The sequence below is a fragment of the Arsenophonus endosymbiont of Crataerina pallida genome (genome assembly GCF_964020125.1).
Classification (GTDB): domain Bacteria; phylum Pseudomonadota; class Gammaproteobacteria; order Enterobacterales; family Enterobacteriaceae; genus Arsenophonus; species Arsenophonus nilaparvatae.
The window spans coordinates 439,144-464,101 of sequence record NZ_OZ026540.1 but is presented as its reverse complement, the minus strand read 5'-3'; the positions used below and the strand labels follow the sequence as shown (position 1 = coordinate 464,101).

Here is a 24,958-nt window from a genome sequence, read left to right as displayed (position 1 = left end):
ATAGCTAACTTCGTCGTATAGTTACAGTTACGTACAATATTTTGGTTTTCTTAATGGTTACAATGTATCATGATGATAAATGCAGCATTAACTATTCGATCACCAAACAGAATATGCTTAATCGTTACCTATTACTATCCGTAAACCATTCGGTTAGTTTAATATAAAGCAGCTATTTCATAAGGTAAATTTATACTGTTCGTTAATTTTAGCGATAGTATTAATCTTTGTCTTTAAAATTCAGGAGAATGCATGGAGTTTAGTGTAAAAAGCGGTAGCCCAGAGAAACAGCGTAGCGCCTGTATTATTGTTGGGGTATTTGAACCTCGCCGCTTATCCCCTATAGCCGAACAACTGGATACGATCAGTGACGGCTATATCAGTGCCTTACTACGCCGCGGAGAACTGGAAGGTAAAGTTGGCCAAATGCTATTACTTCACCATGTTCCTAATATATTATCTGAACGCATTCTGTTAGTTGGATGCGGTAAAGAACGTGAACTCGATGAGCGTCAATATAAACAGATTATCCAAAAAACAATTAATACCTTGAATGAAACCGGCTCAATGGAAGCCGTCTGCTTTCTAACTGAATTGCATGTAAAAAGCCGCAATAATTATTGGAAAGTTCGCCAGGCAGTAGAAACTGCAAAAGAAACATTATATGTATTTAACCAACTTAAAAGCAATAAGAGCGAGCCACGACGGCCATTACGTAAAATTGTCTTCAATGTTCCAACACGCCGTGATTTACCTAATGGCGAGCGCGCTATTCAACACGGCCTGGCTGTCGCGCTGGGTATAAAATCAACCAAAGATCTGGCTAACATGCCGCCCAATATTTGCAATGCAGCCTATTTAGCCTCACAAGCACGTCAATTAGCCGATGATTATGAAAATCTTATCACCAAAGTGATCGGCGAAGAACAGATGAAAGAACTGGCGATGAATGCCTATTTAGCCGTAGGCCAAGGCTCACAAAACGAATCGCTAATGTCGATCATGCAATATAAAGGAAGTGACGATCCAACGGCTAAACCGATTGTGTTGGTCGGTAAAGGATTAACTTTTGACTCTGGTGGGATTTCTATTAAACCATCCGATGGCATGGATGAAATGAAATACGATATGTGTGGAGCCGCAACTGTTTATGGCGTTATGCGCTTTGTGGCCGAACTAAAACTGCCGATTAACGTCACCGCAGTGTTGGCCGGCTGTGAAAACATGCCGAGCGGTAAAGCTTATCGCCCTGGTGATATTTTAACCACCATGTCAGGGCAGACAGTAGAAGTCCTTAATACTGATGCGGAAGGAAGATTGGTTCTTTGTGACACACTAACTTATGTAGAACGTTTTGATCCTGATGTGGTAATTGATGTTGCAACTTTAACCGGAGCCTGTATTATTGCACTTGGTAATCACTATAGTGGATTAATGTCAAACCATAATCCCTTAGCACATGAATTACTGAATGCCGCTAAGCAAGCAGGCGATAAAGCATGGCGACTGCCTCTGGCTGAAGAGTTCTCTGAGCAGTTAGAATCAAATTTTGCAGATCTTGCCAATATAGGCGGCCGTTCTGGTGGTGCAATTACCGCTGGCTGTTTCCTGGAACATTTTGCTACTAAATATCACTGGGCACATTTAGATATTGCAGGAACAGCTTGGCAATCAGGAAAAGCAAAAGGAGCAACAGGCCGCCCGGTGGCTTTACTTGCTCAATTTCTGTTAAATCGTGCTTATATAAACTGTGACGAATAATCGCACCAGTGAATTTATAATAGGGTGTTGTAAGCAATACCCTTTTTCTATAATAGTAATGCGATGAAAAAAGCAACTTTCTATTTAATAGCGCAGCTATCTTCACAAGCAGAACTTGAAAGTCATGAATGGTTAGCCTGTCAGCTAGCAGCAGAAAACTGGCGGATGGGTAAACGTGTTTTAATTGCTTGTGAGGATCAAATACAAGCCGAAAAATTGGATGAAATACTTTGGCAAAGAGAACCTTATCAATTTGTCCCACACAATTTAGCCGGTGAGGGCCCTCGCTATGGGGCGCCGGTTGAGCTTTGTTGGCCAACAAAACGTGGTAGCTCAGCAAGAGATATATTGATAAATCTACAATCAACATTTGCAAACTTTGCCACAGCCTTCCATGAAGTGATAGACTTTGTACCCATTGATGAAAATTTGAAACAGTTGGCACGTGAAAGATACAAAACTTATCGCAGTATGGGTTTTAATTTGATCATGGCACCACCTCCAACCACTTAATAAATAACGAAGCAAGATGGAAAAGAAACCCGCAAATCAAACTCAGTCTGAGCCATCACTCGACAAAACTTATCAGCCAGCTGCAATTGAACAACCTTTATATGCACACTGGGAAAAAAACGGCTATTTTGCACCACACGGTGATAACAGCAAAGAGAGTTTTTGTATCGTGATCCCGCCGCCTAATGTCACGGGTAACCTGCATATGGGGCATGCTTTTCAGCAAACGATCATGGATACCTTAATTCGCTACCAGCGCATGCAAGGGAAAAATACCCTATGGCAAAGTGGCACAGATCACGCGGGGATCGCCACTCAAATGGTTGTTGAGCGCAAAATTGATGTAGAAGAGAATAAAACTCGTCATGACTATGGCAGAGAAGCGTTTATTGAAAAAATTTGGCAATGGAAAGCCGAGTCTGGCGGTAATATTTCTCAGCAAATGCGACGACTGGGTGACTCTGTTGATTGGCAACGTGAACGCTTTACCATGGATGAAGGCCTCTCGAAAGCAGTAAAAGAAGCATTTATTCGGCTCTATCAAGATGATCTTATTTATCGCGGTAAACGATTAGTTAACTGGGATCCTAAGCTACATACCGCAATTTCCGATTTAGAAGTTGAAAATCGAGAAGTTAACGGTTTTATGTGGCATTTACGTTATCCCCTTGCTGATGGGGTAAAAACTGCCGAAGGCCAAGATTATCTGGTTGTTGCCACGACTCGACCAGAAACCATGCTTGGTGATACGGGTGTTGCAGTTAATCCCGCTGATCCGCGCTATAAGGATTTAATCGGCAAACAAATTATACTGCCATTGGTTAATCGCCGTATTCCTATCGTCGGTGATGAACACGCCGATATGGAAAAAGGCACCGGCTGTGTGAAGATCACACCAGCACACGATTTTAACGACTATGAAGTGGGAAAACGTCATCAGTTGCCAATGATCAATATTTTCGATTTCAATGGCCATATCCGCCAACAAGCTGAAGTATTCGACAAAGCAGGCAACCCTAGCACTATTTATACCACAACAATCCCTGCAAACTATCAGGGAATAGAACGTTTTGCTGCCCGTAAAGCGATGGTCAGCGAATTAGAAAAATTAGGATTATTAGTTGCCGTAAAGCCGCATCAACTTACCATCCCTTATGGCGATCGTGGCGGTGTTGTTATTGAACCCATGCTGACAGATCAATGGTATGTTCGTACCCTACCATTAGCAGAGCAAGCCATTGCGGCGGTAAAAGATGGCCGTATTCAGTTTGTTCCTAAACAGTATGAGAATATGTATTTTTCCTGGATGCAGGATATTCAAGATTGGTGTATTTCACGCCAATTATGGTGGGGACATAGAATACCCGCCTGGTATGATAAAGACGGTAACGTCTATGTCGGACATGACGAAGAGGAAGTTCGTCGAGAGAACAACCTCAGCGCTGATATTAGCCTACATCAAGATGAAGATGTATTAGATACCTGGTTCTCTTCTGGTCTGTGGACCTTTTCAACATTAGGCTGGCCAGAAAATAGCGAGGCGTTAAAAACTTTCCATCCAACGGATGTGTTGGTTAGTGGCTTTGATATTATCTTTTTCTGGATAGCCCGCATGATCATGCTGACGATGTATTTCATCAAAGATGAAAATGGCCAAGGGCAAATTCCTTTTAAAACCGTCTATATGACAGGCCTGATCCGCGATGAAGAAGGGCAAAAAATGTCAAAATCCAAAGGCAATGTCATCGATCCATTGGATATGATCGATGGTATCTCGCTGGAAGATTTACTGACAAAACGTACTGGCAATATGATGCAACCCCAATTAGCCGAAAAAATTGCTAAACGTACCCGTAAAGAATATCCGCAAGGCATCGAAGCGCATGGTACTGACGCTTTACGCTTTACGCTTGCAGCATTAGCATCGACCGGGCGAGACATCAATTGGGATATGAAACGTCTTACTGGTTATCGCAATTTTTGTAATAAACTTTGGAATGCCAGTCGTTATGTCCTGATGAATACAGAAGGTCTAGATTGTGGTCAGCATGGTGGGGAAATGACTTTTTCGCTGGCTGATCGCTGGATCATGGCAGAATTTAACCAAACGGTAAAATTGTATCGTGAAGCATTGGATACTTATCGCTTTGATATCGCTGCCAATATTTTGTATGAGTTTACCTGGAACCAGTTCTGCGATTGGTACTTAGAACTGTCTAAGCCGGCTATCCATAAAGGAAATGAGGCAGAAATTCGTGCCACACGTTATACCTTGATTGAAATACTGGAAAGCCTATTACGGCTGGCACATCCTATTATTCCATTTATTACCGAGACGATTTGGCAACGGGTGAAAGTGATTAAAGGCATCCAACAAGACACTATCATGTTACAGCCTTTCCCAATCTTTGAACCAGCCAAAGTTGATGAAGAGGCGCGTTATGATCTGGAATGGATCAAAGAACTGATTATTGCCATACGTAACATTCGGGCAGAAATGAATATCTCACCCGGTAAGCCATTAGATCTGCTACTACGCGGTGCTAATCATGCAACCAAACGACGTATTACAGAAAATCTGAATTTTATTCAAGCAATGGCCCGCCTTAGTTCTATTACTATTTTGGATGAACAGCAACCAACACCACTTGCTGTAACTAAACTGATAGATGGAGCAGAAGTGTTGATCCCAATGGCAGATTTAGTCGATAAAGATACCGAATTAGCGCGGCTTGATAAAGAGCTGGATAAATTAACCAAAGAGATAGCGGCGATTGAAAACAAATTAGCTAACGATAGTTTTGTTGGCCGAGCACCTGCTGCTGCTGTTGAAAAAGAACGAGAGCGCCTGGCGGGACATTTAGCAGCAAAACAAAAACTGACTAATCAAAAAGTAACTATTAGCTCACTTTAAATAAGAAACAACACTGCTACCTTATATAGCAGTGTTGTTAGCTGACAAACTTACTCTAACCACCCTACTTACTCAACTCAATATGCATCATCAGCTGATTTATAATCCCTGTCCTTTCTATTCTAACAATTTGATTCTAGTGTAATTCCTTCGGTTCAACGTCTTTTTCTTCCGCATCATCATAATTAGGATCTTCAAAGAAAGTACCCCAACCATCGTAGTTAATGCCAATTTTCTCAGTTAACATCATCAATTGTACGACTTGCTTATCAATTAATTCTGCATCAAGCGCGCTATCTCGATAGACATCACAACACATCAGTACTGTACCATCTTCAATTTCTAGCTCTTCAGCATCATGCACTTCATAACCCAATTTAAATGCCACTATTGCCGCTTTTTCCAATAACTTAAAGTCTTTGGCCGAAAAGTGATGTTCTATTTCATACAAAGCATTCGGATCACTACCATCTTCCAATAATTCTTCGATGATTGAATGCGTTTCTGCTCGCTGCTCTGCAACTGCTTTTTGCTCCAGTAACAAATTTTCTGTGGAAATTTGCTGTTCTGATAATGCTTTTTTAAACAACGTCAACTCTTCAGCTGAAAGGTACTGCTCTATTTCATAAAACACATTAGGATCACTGCTATCCGTCGCTACATTTTCAACATCCAAACGGGTATCTGCGTGCTGCTCTCCTAGTACTTTTTTATTAACCATGTCGCGCTCCCTCTGTATTAATATGACAGTAACTTTTGCATTCTCCCATAGCCAACGAAGGAGAGCTACTATTACAACAAAGAAATTTATATTCAGATTGATTTGGATTTTTTATGATCATGATTTGAATATAAGTTCAATATAAAAAAATAAGTAAAATTACCGAGTTCTGTTTAATAAAAAGCAACTCGGGTATGATTATTTAAGTGAATATCAACAAAAAAAATTGATTTTCGATTAGCAGATAACGAAAAATAGACCACCCATTTGATTATTGGCAGCTAAGAATTGTAGGTTTAATGTTGCCAAAATATTCCTCAGTAGGTTCAGTAACAATTATTTTGTTACCGCGCAAAAAATTTTTTCTAAATTCAATGCATTATATTTTTAACCATTTTTTTCAATTTTCTTTCTGTAATCACTTGCTATACTGACAGAGCGGCGTATAATACGCCAAAATTTTTGTGGGAGAAGAAATGCATAACCAATGCTTAAAAGAATCAATATATGCATTGCTGCCATTGGGCTATTTAGTTATTGCATTTCCTCCTCAATTAACCCTATTTATTCAAGCCCCTCAATGAGGGGCTTTTTTTTTGGCATAACAATACTTAGATATGGTACAAAGAAAGGAGGAACAACACGATGGTTAATCCGTTGTATCTTCGAGACATAATCTCGATTAATGATTTAAAGCGTGAAGATCTACTCACTGTACTTGAAGTTGCTACATCACTAAAACAACATCCCCAACCGAATCTGCTAAAACATAAAGTGATTGCCAGTTGTTTCTTTGAAGCTTCCACCCGTACACGCCTTTCATTCGAAACAGCCATTCACCGCTTAGGTGCTTCGGTGGTGGGTTTTTCCGACAGTAATAATACTTCGTTAGGTAAAAAAGGCGAAACCTTGGCAGATACGATATCGGTTATTAGCCAATATGTTGATGCCATTGTTATCCGTCATCCACAAGAGGGTGCATCACGTTTAGCGGCTCAATTTTCAGGAAAAATTCCCGTGATCAATGCCGGTGATGGTGCCAACCAACATCCTACCCAGACATTACTCGATCTATTCACCATTCAAGAGAGCCAAGGCAGCTTAAATAATTTGCATATTGCGATGGTTGGTGACCTAAAATATGGCCGAACCGTTCATTCATTAACCCAAGCATTATCGAAGTTTGATAATAATCATCTCTATTTTATTGCACCTGAAGCTTTATCGATGCCAGCTCATATCCTTCATCTGCTAGAAGAAAAAGGGGTAACTTATAGCTTACATGACAACATAGAGGCGGTCTTGCCAAAACTGGACATTCTCTATATAACTCGAGTGCAAAAAGAGCGTTTAGATCCTTCTGAATATGCTAATGTTAAAGCCCAATTCATTTTAAACAGCCATGAATTAGCCGTCGCTAAACCTGGCATGAAAGTTTTACATCCTCTACCACGCATGGACGAAATTACTACAGATGTTGATAAAACATCCCATGCTTACTATTTTCAGCAAGCCGGTAATGGTATTTATGCACGACAAGCACTTCTAGCACTGATCTTAAATAAAACCATTAATTTCTGAGGCATTCAATTATGGCAAATAACCACAAATTACAAGTAGAAGCAATTAGCTGTGGCACCGTTATCGACCATATTCCTGCCCAAATGGGTTTTAAATTACTTTCGTTGTTTAAATTAACGCAAACTGATCAGCGTATTACCATAGGTTTAAATCTACCTTCTAATCACTTAGGTAAAAAAGATCTGATTAAAATTGAAAATACCTTTCTCACCCCTGAACAAGCAAACGAACTGGCAATGTATGCTCCCCATGCCACCGTTAACTGTATTAAAGACTATAAAGTGGAAAAAAAGCTATCAATTACCTTACCTGAGCAAATTGATGCAGTTTTGATCTGTCCTAACAGTAACTGCATTAGCAATAATGAACCGGTCAGTAGCAGTTTTACCATTAAGCAGCGACATAATGAAGTCATTCTGACATGCAAATATTGTGAAAAAACCTTTGATCGACATGCGGTAATTAATAATATGTAATGCAGTATTATATAACCCTCTCATTCATGTCGACCACTAGAATAGTGGTGGTAGTAAATTTATAATTAACTTTTAGACTACAAGGTAAATAACAACTTATGTCATACGAAATTAAAACTGAAAATGCACCAGCAGCTATCGGCCCTTATGTGCAAGGTGTTGATCTTGGCAACATGCTTATTACATCCGGCCAAATTCCGATTGATCCGAAAACCGGTGAAATAGCTGAAGACATAATTGCCCAAACAACACAGTCACTGAAAAATATTCAGGCTATCGTAGAAAAAGCGGGGCTCAGTGTGGCTAATATTGTTAAAACTACCGTTTTTGTTAAAGATATGAATGATTTTGCGAGCGTAAATGCCACTTATGAAGCGTTTTTTAACCAACATAATGCGCCTTATCCTGCTCGTTCTTGCGTCGAAGTTGCTCGCTTACCAAAAGATGTTGGCATTGAAATTGAAGCGATAGCTATTCGTTAATAAAAACCCCTAACTTTGATATTATGCCTAATCAAACTTAGCTAACGCTTGTGATTTAACCATTTACTTAACCAAATCTTTATAGAAACTTTTTCTATAAAGATTTTTAAATCATTAGCAACTTAAACCTCTCTGTTGTTATTAACATTTAGCTAAAAAGCAAACAACATCAAACTTCTTTGTTTTAGATCAATAAAAGCCCTGCTAAATAACCTCCAGATACTATATATTGTGCTTTAATATACTTAAAAGTACTAGATATAGAATTTATAGACAAGTTATCCACAATTTAATGCTACCTGATTAATTGTGATTAAGTTGTGGATAATAATTGGAGGAGCCTATTGTGAAAACAGTAGTTATTAAACGCGATGGTTGTCAGGTCGTTTTTGATAAAAATCGGATCAAAGAAGCCGTCATGCGTGCAGCCACTACCACTGGGATTTGCGATGATCAATATTGTGCAGTTGTCGCCTCAGTCGTCGAACAACAATTAGGCAACCGCCAAGCCGTTGATATTCATGAAATTCAAGATGCAGTTGAAAATCAACTGATGGCGGGTCTTTATAAAGATCTGGCCAGAAATTACATTGAATATCGCCATGAACGGGACATTGCCAGAGAACAACGTAGCCGTCTTACTCACGAAATTCGCGGCTTAATTGAGCAAAGTAATGTTTCGTTACTTAATGAGAATGCGAATAAGGACAGTAAGGTTATTCCAACTCAACGCGATTTATTAGCAGGTATTGTTGCTAAACATTATGCTAAACATTATGCTAAACATTATGCTAAACATTATGCTAAACATTATGCTAAACATTATGCTAAACAACATATTTTACCGCGTGATGTCGTTATGGCGCATGAACGTGGTGAAATTCACTATCATGATCTGGATTACTCACCATTTTTTCCAATGTTTAACTGTATGCTGATCGATTTGCAAGGCATGTTAACCAAAGGTTTTAAAATGGGCAATGCTGAAATTGAGCCACCAAAATCAATTTCAACCGCCACCGCCGTCACAGCACAAATTATAGCCCAAGTGGCCAGCCATATTTATGGTGGTACTACCATTAATCGTATCGATGAAGTGCTGGCTCCATTTGTTCAGGCGAGCTATAAAAAACACTTAAAAATTGCCAAAGAATGGCAAATTGCCGACCAATTTGCCTATGCTGAGAGCAGAACAGAAAAAGAGTGTTATGACGCTTTTCAATCACTAGAATATGAAGTCAATACACTGCACACTGCAAATGGCCAAACACCTTTTGTTACCTTTGGGTTTGGCTTAGGAACCTCAAAAGAGTCACAATTAATCCAAAAATCTATCTTACAAAATCGTTTAGCTGGATTAGGTAAAAATCGTAAAACCGCGGTATTTCCAAAATTAGTTTTTGCTATCCGTAAGGGGGTCAATCACCAATATGGCGATCCCAACTACGACATTAAACAGCTTGCACTTGAATGTGCCAGTAAACGGATGTATCCAGATATTCTTAACTACGAGCAGGTGGTAAACGTCACGGGCTCTTTCAAAACACCGATGGGTTACCGCAGTTTCTTGGGCGTTTATGAAGAGCAAGGTCAAGCTATTCATGAAGGACGTAATAATCTCGGTGTGATCAGTATTAACTTGCCCCGGATAGCAATTGAGGCAAAAGGTGACGAACAACGATTTTACCAAATATTGGATAACAGATTGGCAATTACCAAAAAAGCACTGATGACGCGTATCGCCAGACTGGAAAATGTCAAAGCGCGTGTCGCCCCAATTCTTTATATGGAAGGTGCTTGTGGCGTTCGTTTAGAAGCAGAAGACAATATTGCTGAAATATTTAAACGTGGTCGTGCATCGATCTCTTTAGGTTATATCGGCCTGCATGAAACAATCAATGCACTTTATGGTACGCAACAACATGTTTTTGATGATCAAACTCTGCGACAAAAATCCTATCAGATCATTAAGCAGCTACGTGCAGCGACAGATCACTGGAAAGCTGAAACCGGCTATGGATTTAGCTTATATAGTACCCCCAGTGAGAATTTATGTGACCGATTTTGTCGCTTAGATGTGGCTGAATTCGGTTTAATCGAGGGGGTTACTGATAAAGGATACTATACCAATAGTTTTCATCTGGATGTCGAAAAACAAGTCAATCCCTACGATAAAATTGACTTTGAAGCCCCTTACCCAGCTTTAGCCAATGGCGGCTTTATCTGCTACGGTGAATATCCAAACTTACAGCATAACTTAAAAGCATTAGAAGATGTCTGGGATTACAGTTACCACCATATCCCCTATTATGGCACCAATACCCCAATTGACGAGTGTTATGAATGTGGTTTTGCAGGTGAATTTGCCTGTACCAGTAAAGGATTCGTCTGCCCATCTTGCGACAATCATGATCCAACCCGCGTTTCGGTTATTCGCCGCGTTTGTGGTTATCTTGGCAGTCCCGATGCTAGACCATTCAATAGCGGTAAACAAGAAGAAGTCAAACGACGCGTTAAACATTTGAAAAATGGTCAACTTGGATAATGATTATGAATTATCATCGATATTACCCGGTTGATGTGGTCAATGGCCCAGGAACACGTTGTACGTTATTTGTCGCTGGCTGTCTCCATCAATGCAAAGGTTGTTACAACAAAAGCACCTGGAAAATTGATTCGGGTAAACCGTTTACCCAAGCAATAGAAAATCAAATCATCACTGATTTGCAAGACCAAAGGATCGTTCGTCAGGGACTTTCCCTCTCTGGCGGCGACCCATTACATCCACAAAATGTAGAGACGATTTTACAACTGGTTAAACGCATTAAACACGAATGCCCAGATAAAGATATTTGGTTGTGGACCGGTTATACCCTTAACCAATTAACTGATAATCAACGAGCCGTGGTTAACTATCTTGATGTATTAGTTGATGGTAAATTTATTCAAGCGCGCTATGACCCCAATCTATTATGGCGAGGTAGTCATAATCAAGTGATCCATAGACTGAATTAACTATCACGATGCCAGACCAGTTTAGTGCCAAAACCTAACTTATTATTGACCATTTTGATCTGTTGTAAATATAATTGCCAAATAGGGATACTGGCTGCCATAGCGACTGGAAATCGTCGATTATAATCTTGCCTGGCTTGCTTTTCTTCTTTGCCGGTTAGAGAATCGACTTTACCGATAAATTGTATTCCTTGTATGTTGGCCACTGTTTTGTTTTGACAACAAATAGTGCCAGCCACAAGCGGGTTTTTAAGCATCAGTTGCCCATGGCAAGTACTGGTTTCAGTCAAAAAATATAACGACATCGTTTGGGAGTTAAAGGTATAAAAACAAATGGCAGGCCAGACATCTGACTGAAAAGAGGTAAATAGCGAAAAAACATGCTGACGCGAAAGATATTGTTGCATAATAGCTAATGATGATTGATCAGCTAACATAGTCGTAATATATATCCTTAAGTAAAAACACGCTGAGAATAACTCTTCAGCGTGTTTTTATCAAAAATTAAAGCGCTATCATCATCCGATAATTTATACTACCAATTATCTATAGGCTGGAGAAGTAGCTTGACTGTTACCATAGATGCGGGCATTAGCTTGTACTTTATTTTGTGTATAGGCTAAAAAGGTAACATAATAGCTAGTTGCCCCTTTTTTGGTAGCTTCTTTAGCTAACTGCTCAACGGCACTAGTAGGCGTTTCTCCCACAACAACAGAGACAACATCCATTGGCTGCTGAGCAGGAAATTGCATGACTTGTTTTGCCTCATCAGCGATTGTACCGAATGACAACGCACCTAAAACCTAAATTAAAGCAGCTGGTAATTTTTTCATCATAAACTCCTTAATTGATTATTATCATTCAGAAATATTATTGGTTATTCCTGTGATATAGATCATAGTATAGGCACTAGTTAAAATTTTGGATTAGTTTTTTTTGTTGCTGTCTTTCAAAAAAAATGAATAACATATAAAAAATAATTCTTTTAATTTTGTTAAAATAGCGTTTACACACCTTACAGGGCACATAATCACCACAAAATCAGTATAGAAAATTGACTTATTTTTTCTATAAAATTAACTAAAACCTAATTTAATCAAACCAATATGATGAAAAAGCATTGGTCAATTTACTTGATAAGAAATAGACAAAATGCGCTTTATACTGGTATCACCACAGATATCGAGCGCCGCCTACAACAACATCTCTTAGGCAAAGGTGCTAAAGCTTTAAGAGGTAAACCCCCTCTTTTATTAGTCTACCAATGCCAACTAACAAGTCATTCAGAGGCATTGTCCTTAGAATATCAAATAAAACAATTAACCAAAGCACAAAAAGAACAACTTGTCGCAGACCAACCTTTAGATCTGGTTGGTTATCTTGCCAAATTAGCAATCATCAAAATAAGACGAAAAATTTACCAATCCTGAATAATCGGCTAAATTACCATTATCTAACGCATAAACTTGAAAATAGGCCTCCATTCCAGGCCATTTACATGTTAATTGATGCGGTAAAGCCTGCGTAAAACCAAAACGACGGTAATAGTCTGGATCACCCAACACTACTACCGCTTTATAACCAAATTCGTTTAGACTATCTAATCCCTCACAAACCAATTTTGCCCCAATACCTTGTCGTTGATAAGCGCTATCAACAGCTAATGGCGCTAACCCCACCCATTGACACTCCTTATCACCGTTGACATCTACTAACGTAAAACCGATATAGCCAATAATTTTTCCTTTATCATCAGTCGCCACCATTCCCAATACCAATAAACCGTCCTGACGCAATTTCTGCACCAAATCAGCCTCAGCATCGGTGGGAAAAGTTTGACGTAATAATTGATCAATACCTGGCGCATCAATAGGAATTTCAACTCGAATTAGCATGATAATGCACGCTCTTTATAATCAATATTTTCATTTTGTACTAGTTTAATCAAATCGGCTAATTGCAATAAACCAAAACGTAAAATTGCCGGCATGGTCTCTAACTCAAATGCATCTAACAGGTTTTTTACATACAAACCAAGTTCTGTATCACCTTCAATATGCAATCGACGTTGGAAAAATAAGGTGTCAGGATCTTCTTTACGCGCGGCAATTAAAATTAAATCATTCGCATCACTACAAAAACTGACATCTGCTTGTTGATCCCTACTAACTATGATTTTACCTGCCTGCAGGCTAATATACCAAACAAGTTGTACATCTTGCACCTCAACTCTTAGCCATTTATTCTGCAAAAAATCCAGTTCGCCATCGTTTAATGCCTGCTGAAATTGCCAACTTAGTAATTGCTCCAGAATTTGACGCTCTAATATAAAAGGCGTAGCTTTTAATGGTAAACGCATCAATTTAGGCCCTTGTTGGATAATCTGCTGGCGAATTTTTTTTAACACGTTGCAAATTCCTCTTACACTTTTATGATATATTTTTAAGCATTAATGATAATCATCCATTCTGCCAAATTATTAATTAATATCCTTGAATCCACATCAAAATTTAACCAACAATCGATTAAGTCCGTTCAATTTTATGCTCCATCTAGCAAAATCAATTCACAAAAGAAAGTAATCTGGTTTAAGTCAAAACAACCATATTACACCTTGACTACAATCGATAGACATCTAACTATACGCTAGGATCATCAATGGAATTATTATGTCCGGCAGGCAACCTACCTGCCTTAAAAGTAGCTGTCGATAATGGCGCCGATGCGGTCTATATTGGTTTTAAAGATGACACTAATGCACGTCATTTTGCTGGTTTAAATTTTAGCGAAAAAAAATTGGTTGAAGCCGTCAAATACGTTCATGATCATAATTGCAAATTACATGTTGCTATCAATACCTTTGCTCACCCCAATGGTTTTAATCGCTGGCTATCCGCCGTTGATATGGCTGCGCAAATCGGTGTTGATGCGCTGATCCTGGCTGATCTGGCTATCTTAGAATATGCGGCCAATAAATATCCCCATATTGAACGTCATGTTTCCGTTCAAGCTTCAGTGACAGATATTGCAGCGATTGAATTTTATCACCGTAATTTCGCTGTCCAACGAATAGTGCTTCCTCGTGTTCTATCATTACATCAAGTTAAACAGTTAGCCAAAACCAGCCCGGTAGCATTGGAAGTTTTTGCTTTCGGCAGCCTTTGCATCATGGCGGAGGGACGCTGTTATCTTTCTTCTTATCTGACAGGAGAATCACCCAATACCGTGGGGGCTTGTTCTCCAGCCCGATTTGTACGCTGGCAACAAACCGACCAAGGTATGGAGTCGCGCTTAAATAACATTTTAATCGATTGCTATTCAAATAATGAAAATGCTAGTTACCCAACTCTTTGTAAAGGAAGATACTGTCTCAATGGAAAAAAATATCATGTATTAGAAGAGCCTACTAGCCTAAATACGCTGGAATTGTTACCAGAATTGATGCTGGCAGATATTGCCGCTGTCAAAATCGAAGGCCGCCAGCGAAGCCCAACTTATGTTGGCGACGTTACCCATATCTGGCGGCAAGCTATTGATTATTGCAAAAATGATCCTAAAAAATTCATTACCAATCAAAACTGGAGCAATGTATTGGAAAATCTCTCTGAAGGTAAACAGACCACATTAGGTGCTTATCATCGTAAATGGCAATAGGATAAGGCGAAAAATGAAATATTCCTTAGGTTCAGTACTTTATTATTGGTCAAAAGAAACATTAATTCAGTTTTATCAACAAGCGATGAACAGTAGCGCCGATATTATTTATCTTGGTGAAACGGTTTGTAGTAAGCGTCGAGAAATGCAAGCAGCAGACTGGCTTGAACTGGCAAAAGAAATAACTTTACACGGTAAACAAGTAGTAATCTCTAGTTTATCTTTATTGCAAAACGCGGCCGAGCTTCGACAAATAGCTAAATTGGTCGATAATGGTGAATTTTTAGTTGAAGCACACGATTTCGGTGTCGTTAATAAGCTTATTGAGCAAAAAATACCCTTTATGGCAGGATATGGACTCAATTGCTACAATGCCTATACCTTACGCCTGCTTTATCGCCAAGGAATGATACGTTGGTGCTTACCGATTGAACTTTCTCGTGATTGGTTACAAGATCTGCTTTATCAATGTGAACAGCTAGGATTTCGCCACAATTTTGAAGTCGAAGTATTTGGTTATGGACATCTACCACTAGCACTGTCAGCTCGCTGTTTTACTGCCCGCTCAGAAAATCGCCATAAAGATAACTGTGATACTTGTTGTGAAAAATATCCCCAGGGTAGAAAAATCTTTTCGCAGGAAAACCAATTACTCTTTACCCTAAATGGTACCCAGACGCAAAGTGGCTACTGCTATAATCTAGGCAATGAACAAACGTCAATAGCCGGATTAGTCGATATCGTGCGGATCTCCGCTGAAAATCTAGATTCACTCAGTATTTTGGAACAATTTAGAGCTAATCAGCAAGGTCAGTATCCACTAACATTAACTAATGATACAAACTGTAACGGCTTTTGGCGGCGCGCCGCCGGTTTATCGCTTATACCATAAAAATTAATAACGTTTTTTTCTTTTCAATAAACAACGCAAATGGTGGCTGAACTGGCGCAGTTCGCCACTACGTAACATATTGATCAATATGCCCAGTAACGCATAAATTGTGCCTAACATTAGCATCATCAAGATATCAATACCTACGTCAGATAAACTTAAATCAAGTTGGTTAATACCCGCTATCGCTTTGATTGCCCATGTTGAAGGTAAGGAATAAGCAACCATTCTTACCCAATCCGGCATTGCTTGTAATGGCCAAATAGCGCCTGAAATATAAAATACCGGCGTGGTTAGAAAAGCCAGTGTTAGATAAATCATTTCGACACTACGTAAAAATTCGGTAACAAACTTACCTAATCCTAAAACCGCCAATAAGAATGGTAAGGTGACGATCACAAGCTGATAAAGTGGTGCTTCTTGTCGGTAACCCAATACCCAAGGCCAAAGTGCAAAAAAGATGGCCGACAGGAATAACCAAATGGGTAGCAACGCTGACCATGCCCCCAGATAAACAGCGGATGAAATTTTGCCGTTTGCCGCTTTGTAAACGTCAATATAGGCTTTCACACAAGCGACTAACAATGAGTGTTGTAATAACATGACCAATAAACCTGGAAAAACAATCGCAGCAAAACTCGGGCCCGGATTGAATAAAGGTTCTGTTATTCCTTTAATGGGTGTTAATAATGTACTGGCCTGTTGATCAGTAAACCCTGCATTTCTTAGCCGTTGAGTATTATATTCGTTTAACAACTGAATATAAGCAGAGGAAATTTCTTGCTGTATTTGGCCGCTGGCAAGTCGATTAGTACCATCACCATAAACGGGTACCGTAATATTTTTACCATTGAGTAAACGCTTTTCAAAATCGATAGGAATAAGAATAATGGCAAACAATTTCCGTTCACGCATATCAGCCCTTGCTCTGGCCAAATCATCATAACTGTGTAATTTTATTTTTGGTATCGTATCCAATCGGTTCATCAGTAAGCGGCTAGCAGAACTATGATCTTGATTAATAATTGCTACCGGCAAATCCCACAGTACTGGCCGAATATAAACCAGACTCATAATCGATAACGAAATCAACAACAATAACCACATAGGCTTTGCCAACATGCCAAGTAATACCCGATAAAAAGTCCGCAAATATAGCTTTATCAAAAGGCCTCCTGCATTCTTAGCCTTGTTAACAGGCGATTACGGATCAAAAAGGCACAAATAGCAGGGTAAATTAGTAACATTAAACAGACTTGCATGACGCGTAGCAAAGAAACCTCTCGCAAAAAAATATCAAACATCACATTTAATGCATGAGTAAGTGGTTGAATATTTGCCACAATCTGCGCGGGCCAAGCCATTGCCATTATTGGCATGGCAAAACCGGAAAAAGCTAATGCCAGGCTAACCAGCATGCCGATCAAACTATAGGCAGTAAAAATACTTTTGGTAAAAACGAATAACAACATACCGACACTCTGGGCGGCAATGACATAAAAAAAGCCCACCAGCAAAAGGTAAAATGGGTTACCGGTAATTTTGGCGTCAAAGAAAAAAGAGAGAGCAGCAATTTCAATTAATAATAATGTGGTAAAAAACAGGGTGTAAGGCGCCAATTTGCCTAATAATGCACTGGTAAATGTTTTGTTGGTTAATAATGCCGTGCCACGCGACATAATATAGATAGTACAAGTGATAACAAACAACTGTAACATATGGATAGTAGCAGCAAATTGCTGATAATAGATATAGTTTCCACTAGGGTTAAACAGACTATCATAAGAGAGAGTAACTCTGGCCAAAGGAGGTATACTACGCCCCATTGATGAAGCTAATATTGGACGGAATTGTGCATTCAGTTGAGCGATTACCCCGCTAAAATCTTGGATGGCATAACTGCCAGAGGCATAAAATAAGGCATTATAATACATTCTGACTGTCGGTTGCCGACCCGTAAGAACATCCTTTTCAAAATGAGAGGGAATGTAGAGCAAAGCATAATCTTTAGCACTGCCTAAACGTAATAACGAAGTATTGATTGTGCCATCAATCGCTTTAATATCAGCATGTGGCGCTGCATTTAAATTACGAATTAACTTATTTGATAATAGGCTATGGTCATGATCAACCACTGAAACAGGAAGATTTAACAAGGTTCCTTCAGAAAAGTTAGCGCTTACTAATATAAACAGAAGCAATGGAAATATCCAACTTAACCAGTGTAGGATCGGGCTACGAACAGCAATCTGCATTTCTTGATTAAAAGCAAAACTAAAGTTAGCCCATATTGCTTTTATTGTTATAAAAAACATCTATTTATCCCAAGCCCACAGTGCGCTCATCCCAGGACGCAATCCATCAATAGGCTCTAGTGGATAAAGGCGTACTTCAAATATTCTTAAATCAAAGTCTCCAGTTGTGCGTTTAGTTGCATAGTCTCCCATTGGTGCAATATAGAGTATTTCCGCTACAATAATTTTGTCCTGTAAAGCAGGAACACGTATCGATACCTTATCGCCTTTACGAACGTAGGCCATAATATCTTCGCGTAAATTATAAATAAAGTAGGCCTGTGGCAAACGAACAAGTGTCAGCAGTGGGCTATTGGCATTAAATAATTCGCCAACTTCGGCCGGTATGGGGCCAACTTCACCATCAACCGGTGCTTTAACAAGTAAATCATCAACTTGCACCTGCAACTCAATCATTTGTTGCTCGGTTTGCCGTAATGCAGCAGCATATTTATTCCGCAATTCAATGCGATCACCATTTTTAGCTTCATCTAATTGCGCCTGAGCGCTATTTACCTGATGGAAAGCGACATCTTTCGCCCGCCGTGCTTTATCTAACTCATTAGCCGAAACATAGCCTTTACCCGATAAATTATTCAGTCGGATATATTCGTTATTTGCATTGGTATATTGGGATTGGGCCTGTTTTAATACAGCTTGAACATTACGGATCGTCTCTTCGCGAGTACCATTTAAAGATAAATCAAGTTGCGCTTTAGCTTGATCACGTACTGCCTTCAATGCCGCTAGTTGCGCTTGCAACTCCGGGCTTTCCAAGGTGATCAATAATTGTCCTTTTTGTACCATGTCACCGCGTTCAATATGACGCTCAATTACACGTCCTCTAGCTTTAGAGGTAACGATGACTTCAGGTGCATCTACCTCCCCTTGTAACAAAAGGTGCTTATTCTGTGTATAAAGCAACACAGCAATCGCAACAACGATCAGCATCAGTAGCACTAAAAATGAGATTCTTCTTTTCTTATTAACTATAACATACCATAACTATTTCACATGCAACTATACTGTTTGCAATTAACAAACAATTCAGTATGCGCTTTTAAAATGTAAGTTGTTAATAAATTCGTGCTCTAAATCGCATAAAACAGACGGTATACCTTTACTATTGTACAATCTAATCTTTATCCTACGCATATTTTGACTAGTAACCATTCAATTTTAGTCTTGCTCATTCAGTTATGCGATACCATGAAATGTATTTTTTACTGGATTAACTATGTATGCCTTTGATTTATTACTATTATTACTCCAACAAATATGTGTTTATTTAATTATCGCCTGGATACTTAGTAAAACCCCGCTCATTATTCCATTATTAAAAGTCACGATTTTTACCCCTCATAAGCTGATGTGTTATGTTATCTTTGCTGCTTTTTCAATTATCGGTAGCTATTTGGGGTTATATATTGGTGATGCAATTGCTAACACTCGCGCCATCGGTACCGTATTAAGCGGTTTCCTCGGCGGTCCCAGTGTGGGAATATTGGTTGGTATTACCGGCGGAATACACCGTTATTCACTCGGTGGTGCAACAGCAACTAGTTGCATGCTGTCAACGATTATGGAGGGTTTAATTGGCGGACTGGTACATCGTTATTACATAAAACAGATGCAAATCAACAAGCTGTTTAATCCCTATACTGCTGCCAGTGTGACTTTTTTAGTTGTAATTCTGCAAATGTTAATCATTTTATTACTAACAAAACCCTTTGCTAACGCTATCGCCCTGGTTAAAAATATTGCCCTGCCGATGATTATTAGCAATAGCATTGGTGCAGCGATATTTATTCGTATTTTGTTGGATAGGCGAGCTATTATTGAAAAATATACCACGGCCTTTTCTACCCAAGCGTTAAAAATTGCGGCTCATACCGAAGGAATATTGCGCCAAGGATTTAATACTCATAATAGTATGCATGTTGCTAATATTATTTATCAACAATTACAAATTGGTGCGGTTGCAATCACTGATACAGAAAAAAATCTCGCTTTTGTTGGCATTGGCTCTGATCATCATATTGCCGGAGCTAAACTTACTTCTAAACCAACAATGCGTGCGATTAAAAATAATCAGGTGGTATACGCAGACGGAAATGAAGAACCCTATCAATGCTCAATGAGTATCAACTGTAAAATTGGTTCAGTTTTAGTGATCCCGTTACGAGCAGAAAATCAACAAGTTATTGGTACCATTAAGCTTTATGAGGAAAAAAATCGATTATTTAGTTCAATTAATCTTACTTTAGGAGAGGCTATTGCTAGCCTCATATCCGCCCAAACTCTATCCGGCCAATATGAACGAAATAAACAATCTTTGTTAAAGTCAGAAATAAAATTGCTTCATGCACAAGTTAATCCTCATTTTTTATTTAATGCACTCAATACCCTACAAGCCGTGATACGTAACGACCGCAAACAAGCTATTGAACTGATAAACTCACTCTCTACCTTCTTGCGTAAAAATTTAAAACGCCCTGAAACGATAACAACATTGTATGACGAAATTGAACATGTAAACACTTACTTACAAATTGAAAAAGCGCGTTTTGGTGAGCATCTGCAAATTAAAATCCAGATCCCGCCAAAATTGCAAGTCACTAAATTACCGACGTTTTCACTACAACCCCTAGTTAAAAATGCGATCAAACATGGAACCGCACATTTATTAAATACTGGCCGAATTAGCCTTCGTGCCTTTCAACAACATGGGCATATTTATATTGAAATTAAAGATAATACAGGATTATATCAACCTGCGGAAATAAATGATGGATTAGGCATAAAGCTGGTAGATAAGCGTCTGAAACTCCACTACGGTGAACAATATGGTATCAATATCTTCTGCCAACCAGAACAATTTACTTGTGTCAGGCTGTGTATCCCCGATATTAACGTAACAAACCAGGCGGCTTAACAATGAAGATTGTAATTGTTGATGACGAACCTCTTGCACGCGAGAATTTACGTTACCTATTAGAGCAGGAAGCCAATATTGATATTATTAGCGAATGCTCTAATGCCATTGAAGCGCTCAGGGTTATTCATCATAAAAAACCGGATGTTGTTTTCCTTGATATTCAAATGCCTCGCATTACAGGACTTGAAATGGTACAAATGCTCGGTCCGCAACATCGGCCTTATATTATATTTGTTACCGCTTTCGACGAATACGCTATTCAAGCTTTTGAGGAGCACGTTTTTGACTATTTGCTAAAACCGTTTATCAAAAACCCTTCAGCGGTTACATCACTATCGACAAAAACAGAATATTGAACAATTGTCGAGTAATATCTCCCTTAAATACATTCCCTGTGTAGGCCACAATCGTATTTGGTTGATACCCCTTGGCGAAGTGCTCTACATTACATCTCGTATGAATGGTGTATATGTTATGAATAACAAAAATCAAGAAGGATTTACCGAGCTGACACTACGCACTATTGAAATGCGTACCACATTGGTTCGTTGCCACCGCCAATATTTGATCAATATGGCCCAACTAAAAGAAATTACTTTTACTGAAAATAATCAGGCAAAACTGGTATTAAGTAATGGTCAACATATTCCGATCAGCCGTCGCTACCTGAAAGTCTTTAAAGAAGCGTTAGGATTATGCTAATTCGGTTGATAACCTTTTAATAAACAAAAAGCTGAATTCAATTGAATTCAGCTTTTGGCGCTAAATAGGACAATAATCCTATTACATTAGATATTGTGATTGCTACGACGGCGTAATCCAGCGTTATTATTCCCTTCGTTACGACCACGGAACTGTTCACGCTCACTACGACGTTCATTACCAAAGCGACGTCCTCGCTCACGTAATTCACCACCATTACGCTGCCCACCGTTACCACGACGTTCAAACGGTTGTGCTTCACCTAACAATTGCATTTGCATTGGCTTATTCAAAATACGTGTACGTGTCAAATGATTAAGTAATTCATTTGGCATACCTTTTGGTAACTCTATTGTTGAGTGTGAAGCAAACAATTTAATATTACCAATATAACGACTACTAATATCTGCTTCGTTAGCAATTGCACCGACAATGTGGCGAACTTCAACGCCATCATCACGACCAACTTCAATACGGTACAATTCCATATCACCGACATCACGACGCTCGCGACGCGGACTACGTTCAGAAGTGCCGTTACTGCGACGACGCTCATCACGTGAATTAAATTCACGTTTTGCACGACGAACAGGATCAGGTGGCAATATTAGCGGCCGATCACCTTGCGCCATTTTTAATAGTGCTGAAGCTAAGGTTTCCATATCCAGATCATCATCAACAACTAATTTAGCCAGTAATGCACGATATTTTTCTAAATCACCGCTTTCTAATTGCTTTTGAATATTTTCAGCAAATTTAGCTTGGCGACGTTCACTTAAAAGCACAGAACTTGGTAACTCAACTTCGGCAATTGGCTGCTTCATGGTACGTTCAATATTGCGTAGTAGTCGACGTTCACGATTATCGACAAACAAAATAGCACGCCCAGCTCGACCTGCTCGACCGGTACGACCAATTCGATGCACATAAGATTCTGCATCCATCGGTATGTCATAATTAACAACTAAACTAATACGTTCAACATCTAGACCACGTGCTGCGACATCGGTGGCAATTAATATATCAAGACGGCCATCTTTCAAACGCTCTAAAGTTTGCTCACGTAGAGCTTGATTCATATCGCCATTTAGAGCCGAGCTATTATAGCCACTAAGTTCAAGCGCTTCAGCAACCTCTAATGTGGCATTTTTAGTGCGTACAAAAATAATTGCCGCATCAAAATCTTCAGCCTCCAAAAAACGAACTAATGCTTCATTTTTACGCATGCCATAGACAGACCAATAACTTTGGGTAATGTCTGGACGCGTCGTCACACTGGATTGAATGCTGATCTCTTTTGGTGATTTCATAAAACGACGGGTAATACGACGGATCGCTTCCGGCACTGTGGCAGAAAATAGTGCCGTTTGATGCTCGGTTGGGATCTGACTCATGATATTTTCAACGTCTTCAATGAACCCCATACGTAACATTTCGTCCGCTTCATCAAGAACCAAGCCACGTAAATGGGATAAATTTAGCGTCCCTCGTTTCAAGTGATCTAATAAGCGGCCCGGAGTTCCTACTACAATTTGCGGGCCTTGCCTTAGTGCGCGTAGTTGCGAATCGTAACGCTGCCCACCATAAAGTGCGACTACATTTACTGAACGCATGTGTTTGGAGAATTCACCCATGGCTTCCGCAACTTGTACGGCTAACTCACGCGTTGGTGCCAACACTAAGATTTGAGGGGCTTTCAATGTGATATCTATATTATGTAATAGCGGTAAACTAAAAGCGGCGGTTTTACCACTACCGGTTTGTGCCATACCTAATACGTCACACCCATCTAATAAATAGGGGATACATTGCTGCTGGATTGGCGATGGTTTTTCATAACCAAGGTCATTTAGTGCAGAAAGAATCGGTGTTGATAAACCTAAATCAGCAAAAGAGATTTCAGTCTCATTAATCATGCAAAAGTGCCTCATTTATTATGGCGGCCAGTTTACATAACTCTGCGAAAAAAATTTCGGTCATTTTCATTTAAAATGTGAACTGGCTCAAATTATGTTATTAAAAGAACAACAAGCCCTCATCACAATCGATGAAGACTTAAAAAAGCAGTGATGATATGTTCGTCGCTACTGTTAGCCTGATTCTGAAAGGTCGTCTTGTGCCTGACCTAACAAAGCCAGTTCCAACAGAGCATAGCGGTGCTCAACAAAGCTATGTGCATTGCTAGCTACCGTAAGCTTGAATAACGCTATAGCGTTATCATTATCCCCCAGACTTAGGTAATATTTACCTAAATAGAAGTTAGTTTCACTAAGATGCTCAGCGAGCGAAGTGTTATCTGTTGAATTCTCTTTCAGACGAACTATCAATGTTTTTTCACTGATTTTACCTAAATAGAATTCAACTATATTCCAGCCCCATTGCCCTTTTTCCGCTTGGTTATAACGAGATAACAAATTGGCTTGCGCCATTTTTGGTTTTATCTCTTTCTCCACTAAATAAAGCCATAAGCTGCGGAAAGGATCATTTGGATCTTGTCGATAATACGCCAGCAGATCACCCTGCGCCAATCGATATCTCCCACCATAATACAGTGCAATACCCCGATTCATACGCGCGAAATTGTAAGTTGGATCAAGCTCTAAAACAGAATCAAACGCTTCATAGGCAGCATCAAAATTGCCTGCCTGTGTAAAATATATTCCCAGAAAATTAAAAACTTCCGGAATATCAGGACGTATAGCTAGCGCCATGGTAAAATCATTGCGCGCTAACGCCCTCAATCCGAGACTATCATACAACACACCGCGTTCATATAAAAGCTGTGCATATTCATCATCGGACAACGACCGGCTCGCAAGGATCTGTTCCATACGAGCCAATATTACTTCTTGTTGCAATGTGGGTTGCAATGGGACAGCAAAGACTTCATTTTTACGCCAGTTTTCACTGCTGCAACCGACAATATAAACAATAGCAGCAGTATAAAGCCAGCGCAGAAAAGAATTCATTTCCTTCTCCCAAAGACAGAAACTAATCAATATATCCCGTCAATCC

The 24,958-nt window shown here is 39.4% G+C and carries 23 protein-coding genes and 1 pseudogene; 13 read left to right on the top strand and 11 right to left on the bottom strand.

Translation table 11 applies throughout. From position 1 onward, the window contains the following. The first annotated feature begins 252 nt into the window (after nt 1-252). From pepA to AACL31_RS02445, 3 genes are all read left to right on the top strand, one after another. Entirely contained in the window at nt 253-1,761 is a 1,509-nt protein-coding gene (gene pepA / locus AACL31_RS02455) for a leucyl aminopeptidase (RefSeq protein ID WP_310511342.1), read from the top strand. A gap of 63 nt (nt 1,762-1,824) precedes the next feature. Continuing rightward, nucleotides 1,825-2,274 carry a DNA polymerase III subunit chi gene (locus AACL31_RS02450; protein ID WP_032114416.1) on the top strand — a complete coding sequence of 150 codons (450 nt, stop codon included), beginning with the start codon at nt 1,825-1,827 and terminating at the stop codon, nt 2,272-2,274. Between the two features lie 16 nt (nt 2,275-2,290). Continuing rightward, a complete protein-coding gene (locus AACL31_RS02445) occupies nt 2,291-5,188 on the top strand; it encodes a valine--tRNA ligase (RefSeq protein WP_310511343.1) in 2,898 nt (965 codons plus the stop codon). A gap of 136 nt (nt 5,189-5,324) precedes the next feature. Here AACL31_RS02445 and rraB read toward each other — a convergent pair whose 3' ends face one another. Continuing rightward, nucleotides 5,325-5,747 (bottom strand): ribonuclease E inhibitor RraB, encoded by a 423-nt coding sequence (gene rraB / locus AACL31_RS02440; RefSeq protein ID WP_409013900.1) that lies wholly within the window; start codon nt 5,745-5,747, stop codon nt 5,325-5,327. 807 nt (nt 5,748-6,554) lie between these two features. Between rraB and pyrB the strand changes: the two genes are divergently transcribed. From pyrB to nrdG, 5 genes are all read left to right on the top strand, one after another. Next, entirely contained in the window at nt 6,555-7,490 is a 936-nt protein-coding gene (gene pyrB / locus AACL31_RS02435; protein WP_032114414.1) for an aspartate carbamoyltransferase, read from the top strand. An 11-nt stretch (nt 7,491-7,501) separates the two neighbouring features. Next, entirely contained in the window at nt 7,502-7,966 is a 465-nt protein-coding gene (gene pyrI / locus AACL31_RS02430; protein WP_310511344.1) for an aspartate carbamoyltransferase regulatory subunit, read from the top strand. Between the two features lie 98 nt (nt 7,967-8,064). Continuing rightward, complete coding sequence (locus AACL31_RS02425; protein ID WP_310511099.1) at nt 8,065-8,448, top strand: RidA family protein; 384 nt, start codon at nt 8,065-8,067, stop codon at nt 8,446-8,448. A 346-nt stretch (nt 8,449-8,794) separates the two neighbouring features. Continuing rightward, the gene (gene nrdD / locus AACL31_RS02420; protein ID WP_339053724.1) at nt 8,795-10,993 is read left to right on the top strand and encodes an anaerobic ribonucleoside-triphosphate reductase; all 2,199 of its coding nucleotides are present in this window, start codon (nt 8,795-8,797) and stop codon (nt 10,991-10,993) included. Nucleotides 10,994-10,998: 5 nt separating this feature from the next. Next, nucleotides 10,999-11,463, top strand: coding sequence for an anaerobic ribonucleoside-triphosphate reductase-activating protein (gene nrdG, locus AACL31_RS02415; RefSeq protein ID WP_310511346.1), 465 nt, complete (start codon nt 10,999-11,001; stop codon nt 11,461-11,463). On the opposite strand, the gene AACL31_RS02410 is transcribed toward nrdG, so the two are convergent. Together AACL31_RS02410 and AACL31_RS02405 are read right to left on the bottom strand one after the other, a co-directional pair. Further along, complete coding sequence (locus AACL31_RS02410) at nt 11,460-11,900, bottom strand: YhbP family protein (RefSeq protein ID WP_310511347.1); 441 nt, start codon at nt 11,898-11,900, stop codon at nt 11,460-11,462. The two genes, nrdG and AACL31_RS02410, sit on opposite strands and share 4 nt — an antisense overlap. A gap of 105 nt (nt 11,901-12,005) precedes the next feature. Next, the gene (locus AACL31_RS02405; RefSeq protein WP_310511348.1) at nt 12,006-12,254 is read right to left on the bottom strand and encodes a DUF1471 domain-containing protein; all 249 of its coding nucleotides are present in this window, start codon (nt 12,252-12,254) and stop codon (nt 12,006-12,008) included. 315 nt (nt 12,255-12,569) lie between these two features. Here AACL31_RS02405 and AACL31_RS02400 point away from each other — a divergent pair, with 315 nt between their 5' ends. Next, entirely contained in the window at nt 12,570-12,893 is a 324-nt protein-coding gene (locus AACL31_RS02400; protein ID WP_409013895.1) for a GIY-YIG nuclease family protein, read from the top strand. Here AACL31_RS02400 and AACL31_RS02395 read toward each other — a convergent pair. Both AACL31_RS02395 and ubiT read right to left on the bottom strand, forming a co-directional pair. Next, nucleotides 12,852-13,358: an N-acetyltransferase gene (locus tag AACL31_RS02395; protein WP_339053723.1), complete on the bottom strand. Its 507-nt coding sequence runs from the start codon at nt 13,356-13,358 to the stop codon at nt 12,852-12,854. The genes AACL31_RS02400 and AACL31_RS02395 overlap by 42 nt on opposite strands. Then, nucleotides 13,352-13,870, bottom strand: a complete 519-nt coding sequence (gene ubiT, locus AACL31_RS02390; RefSeq protein WP_310511350.1) for a ubiquinone anaerobic biosynthesis accessory factor UbiT — start codon at nt 13,868-13,870, stop codon at nt 13,352-13,354. Before ubiT ends, AACL31_RS02395 begins: the two co-directional genes overlap by 7 nt. A 251-nt stretch (nt 13,871-14,121) precedes the next feature. On the opposite strand from ubiT, the gene ubiU reads away from it, so the two are divergent. After that, a complete protein-coding gene (gene ubiU, locus AACL31_RS02385) occupies nt 14,122-15,117 on the top strand; it encodes a ubiquinone anaerobic biosynthesis protein UbiU (protein ID WP_310511351.1) in 996 nt (331 codons plus the stop codon). 13 nt (nt 15,118-15,130) lie between these two features. Continuing rightward, nucleotides 15,131-16,009 (top strand): U32 family peptidase, encoded by an 879-nt coding sequence (locus tag AACL31_RS02380; protein WP_310511352.1) that lies wholly within the window; start codon nt 15,131-15,133, stop codon nt 16,007-16,009. A gap of 3 nt (nt 16,010-16,012) precedes the next feature. On the opposite strand, the gene AACL31_RS02375 is transcribed toward AACL31_RS02380, so the two are convergent. Genes AACL31_RS02375 through AACL31_RS02365 form a run of 3 tightly spaced genes read right to left on the bottom strand, consistent with a single transcriptional unit; the run spans nt 16,013 to nt 19,254 of the window. Next, nucleotides 16,013-17,173: an ABC transporter permease gene (locus AACL31_RS02375; protein ID WP_339053980.1), complete on the bottom strand. Its 1,161-nt coding sequence runs from the start codon at nt 17,171-17,173 to the stop codon at nt 16,013-16,015. Further along, nucleotides 17,173-18,324 carry an ABC transporter permease gene (locus AACL31_RS02370; RefSeq protein WP_310511353.1) on the bottom strand — a complete coding sequence of 384 codons (1,152 nt, stop codon included), beginning with the start codon at nt 18,322-18,324 and terminating at the stop codon, nt 17,173-17,175. The genes AACL31_RS02375 and AACL31_RS02370 overlap by 1 nt, the downstream gene beginning before the upstream one ends. Next, nucleotides 18,325-19,254: an HlyD family secretion protein gene (locus AACL31_RS02365; RefSeq protein ID WP_339053722.1), complete on the bottom strand. Its 930-nt coding sequence runs from the start codon at nt 19,252-19,254 to the stop codon at nt 18,325-18,327. It lies immediately after the preceding gene. Between the two features lie 286 nt (nt 19,255-19,540). On the opposite strand from AACL31_RS02365, the gene AACL31_RS02360 reads away from it, so the two are divergent. After that, nucleotides 19,541-21,238: a sensor histidine kinase gene (locus AACL31_RS02360; RefSeq protein ID WP_310511354.1), complete on the top strand. Its 1,698-nt coding sequence runs from the start codon at nt 19,541-19,543 to the stop codon at nt 21,236-21,238. A 2-nt stretch (nt 21,239-21,240) separates the two neighbouring features. After that, a pseudogene (btsR, locus tag AACL31_RS02355) lies at nt 21,241-21,943 on the top strand (two-component system response regulator BtsR). 86 nt (nt 21,944-22,029) lie between these two features. Here the strand turns inward: btsR and AACL31_RS02350 are convergent. The 3 genes from AACL31_RS02350 to nlpI form a co-directional block, all read right to left on the bottom strand. Next, on the bottom strand, nt 22,030-23,859 hold the full coding sequence (locus AACL31_RS02350; protein ID WP_310511355.1) for a DEAD/DEAH family ATP-dependent RNA helicase: 1,830 nt from the start codon (nt 23,857-23,859) through the stop codon (nt 22,030-22,032). After that, nucleotides 23,852-23,923: a protein YrbN gene (gene yrbN, locus AACL31_RS20885; protein ID WP_366212778.1), complete on the bottom strand. Its 72-nt coding sequence runs from the start codon at nt 23,921-23,923 to the stop codon at nt 23,852-23,854. The genes AACL31_RS02350 and yrbN overlap by 8 nt, the downstream gene beginning before the upstream one ends. 110 nt (nt 23,924-24,033) lie before the next feature. Continuing rightward, on the bottom strand, nt 24,034-24,912 hold the full coding sequence (gene nlpI, locus AACL31_RS02345) for a lipoprotein NlpI (protein WP_310511356.1): 879 nt from the start codon (nt 24,910-24,912) through the stop codon (nt 24,034-24,036). Nucleotides 24,913-24,958: the final 46 nt, after the last annotated feature.

Bases quoted from the DNA above. Each gene is read 5' to 3' on its own strand.
- pepA (WP_310511342.1), top strand. From the start codon at position 253: ATGGAGTTTAGTGTAAAAAGCGGTAGCCCAGAGAAACAGCGTAGCGCC.
- AACL31_RS02450 (WP_032114416.1), top strand. From the start codon at position 1,825: ATGAAAAAAGCAACTTTCTATTTAATAGCGCAGCTATCTTCACAAGCA.
- AACL31_RS02445 (WP_310511343.1), top strand. From the start codon at position 2,291: ATGGAAAAGAAACCCGCAAATCAAACTCAGTCTGAGCCATCACTCGAC.
- pyrB (WP_032114414.1), top strand. From the start codon at position 6,555: ATGGTTAATCCGTTGTATCTTCGAGACATAATCTCGATTAATGATTTA.
- pyrI (WP_310511344.1), top strand. From the start codon at position 7,502: ATGGCAAATAACCACAAATTACAAGTAGAAGCAATTAGCTGTGGCACC.
- AACL31_RS02425 (WP_310511099.1), top strand. From the start codon at position 8,065: ATGTCATACGAAATTAAAACTGAAAATGCACCAGCAGCTATCGGCCCT.
- nrdG (WP_310511346.1), top strand. From the start codon at position 10,999: ATGAATTATCATCGATATTACCCGGTTGATGTGGTCAATGGCCCAGGA.
- AACL31_RS02410 (WP_310511347.1), bottom strand. From the start codon at position 11,900: ATGTTAGCTGATCAATCATCATTAGCTATTATGCAACAATATCTTTCG.
- AACL31_RS02400 (WP_409013895.1), top strand. From the start codon at position 12,570: ATGATGAAAAAGCATTGGTCAATTTACTTGATAAGAAATAGACAAAAT.
- AACL31_RS02395 (WP_339053723.1), bottom strand. From the start codon at position 13,358: ATGCTAATTCGAGTTGAAATTCCTATTGATGCGCCAGGTATTGATCAA.
- ubiU (WP_310511351.1), top strand. From the start codon at position 14,122: ATGGAATTATTATGTCCGGCAGGCAACCTACCTGCCTTAAAAGTAGCT.
- AACL31_RS02380 (WP_310511352.1), top strand. From the start codon at position 15,131: ATGAAATATTCCTTAGGTTCAGTACTTTATTATTGGTCAAAAGAAACA.
- AACL31_RS02370 (WP_310511353.1), bottom strand. From the start codon at position 18,324: ATGTTTTTTATAACAATAAAAGCAATATGGGCTAACTTTAGTTTTGCT.
- AACL31_RS02365 (WP_339053722.1), bottom strand. From the start codon at position 19,254: ATGCTGATCGTTGTTGCGATTGCTGTGTTGCTTTATACACAGAATAAG.
- AACL31_RS02360 (WP_310511354.1), top strand. From the start codon at position 19,541: ATGTATGCCTTTGATTTATTACTATTATTACTCCAACAAATATGTGTT.
- AACL31_RS02350 (WP_310511355.1), bottom strand. From the start codon at position 23,859: ATGATTAATGAGACTGAAATCTCTTTTGCTGATTTAGGTTTATCAACA.
- nlpI (WP_310511356.1), bottom strand. From the start codon at position 24,912: ATGAATTCTTTTCTGCGCTGGCTTTATACTGCTGCTATTGTTTATATT.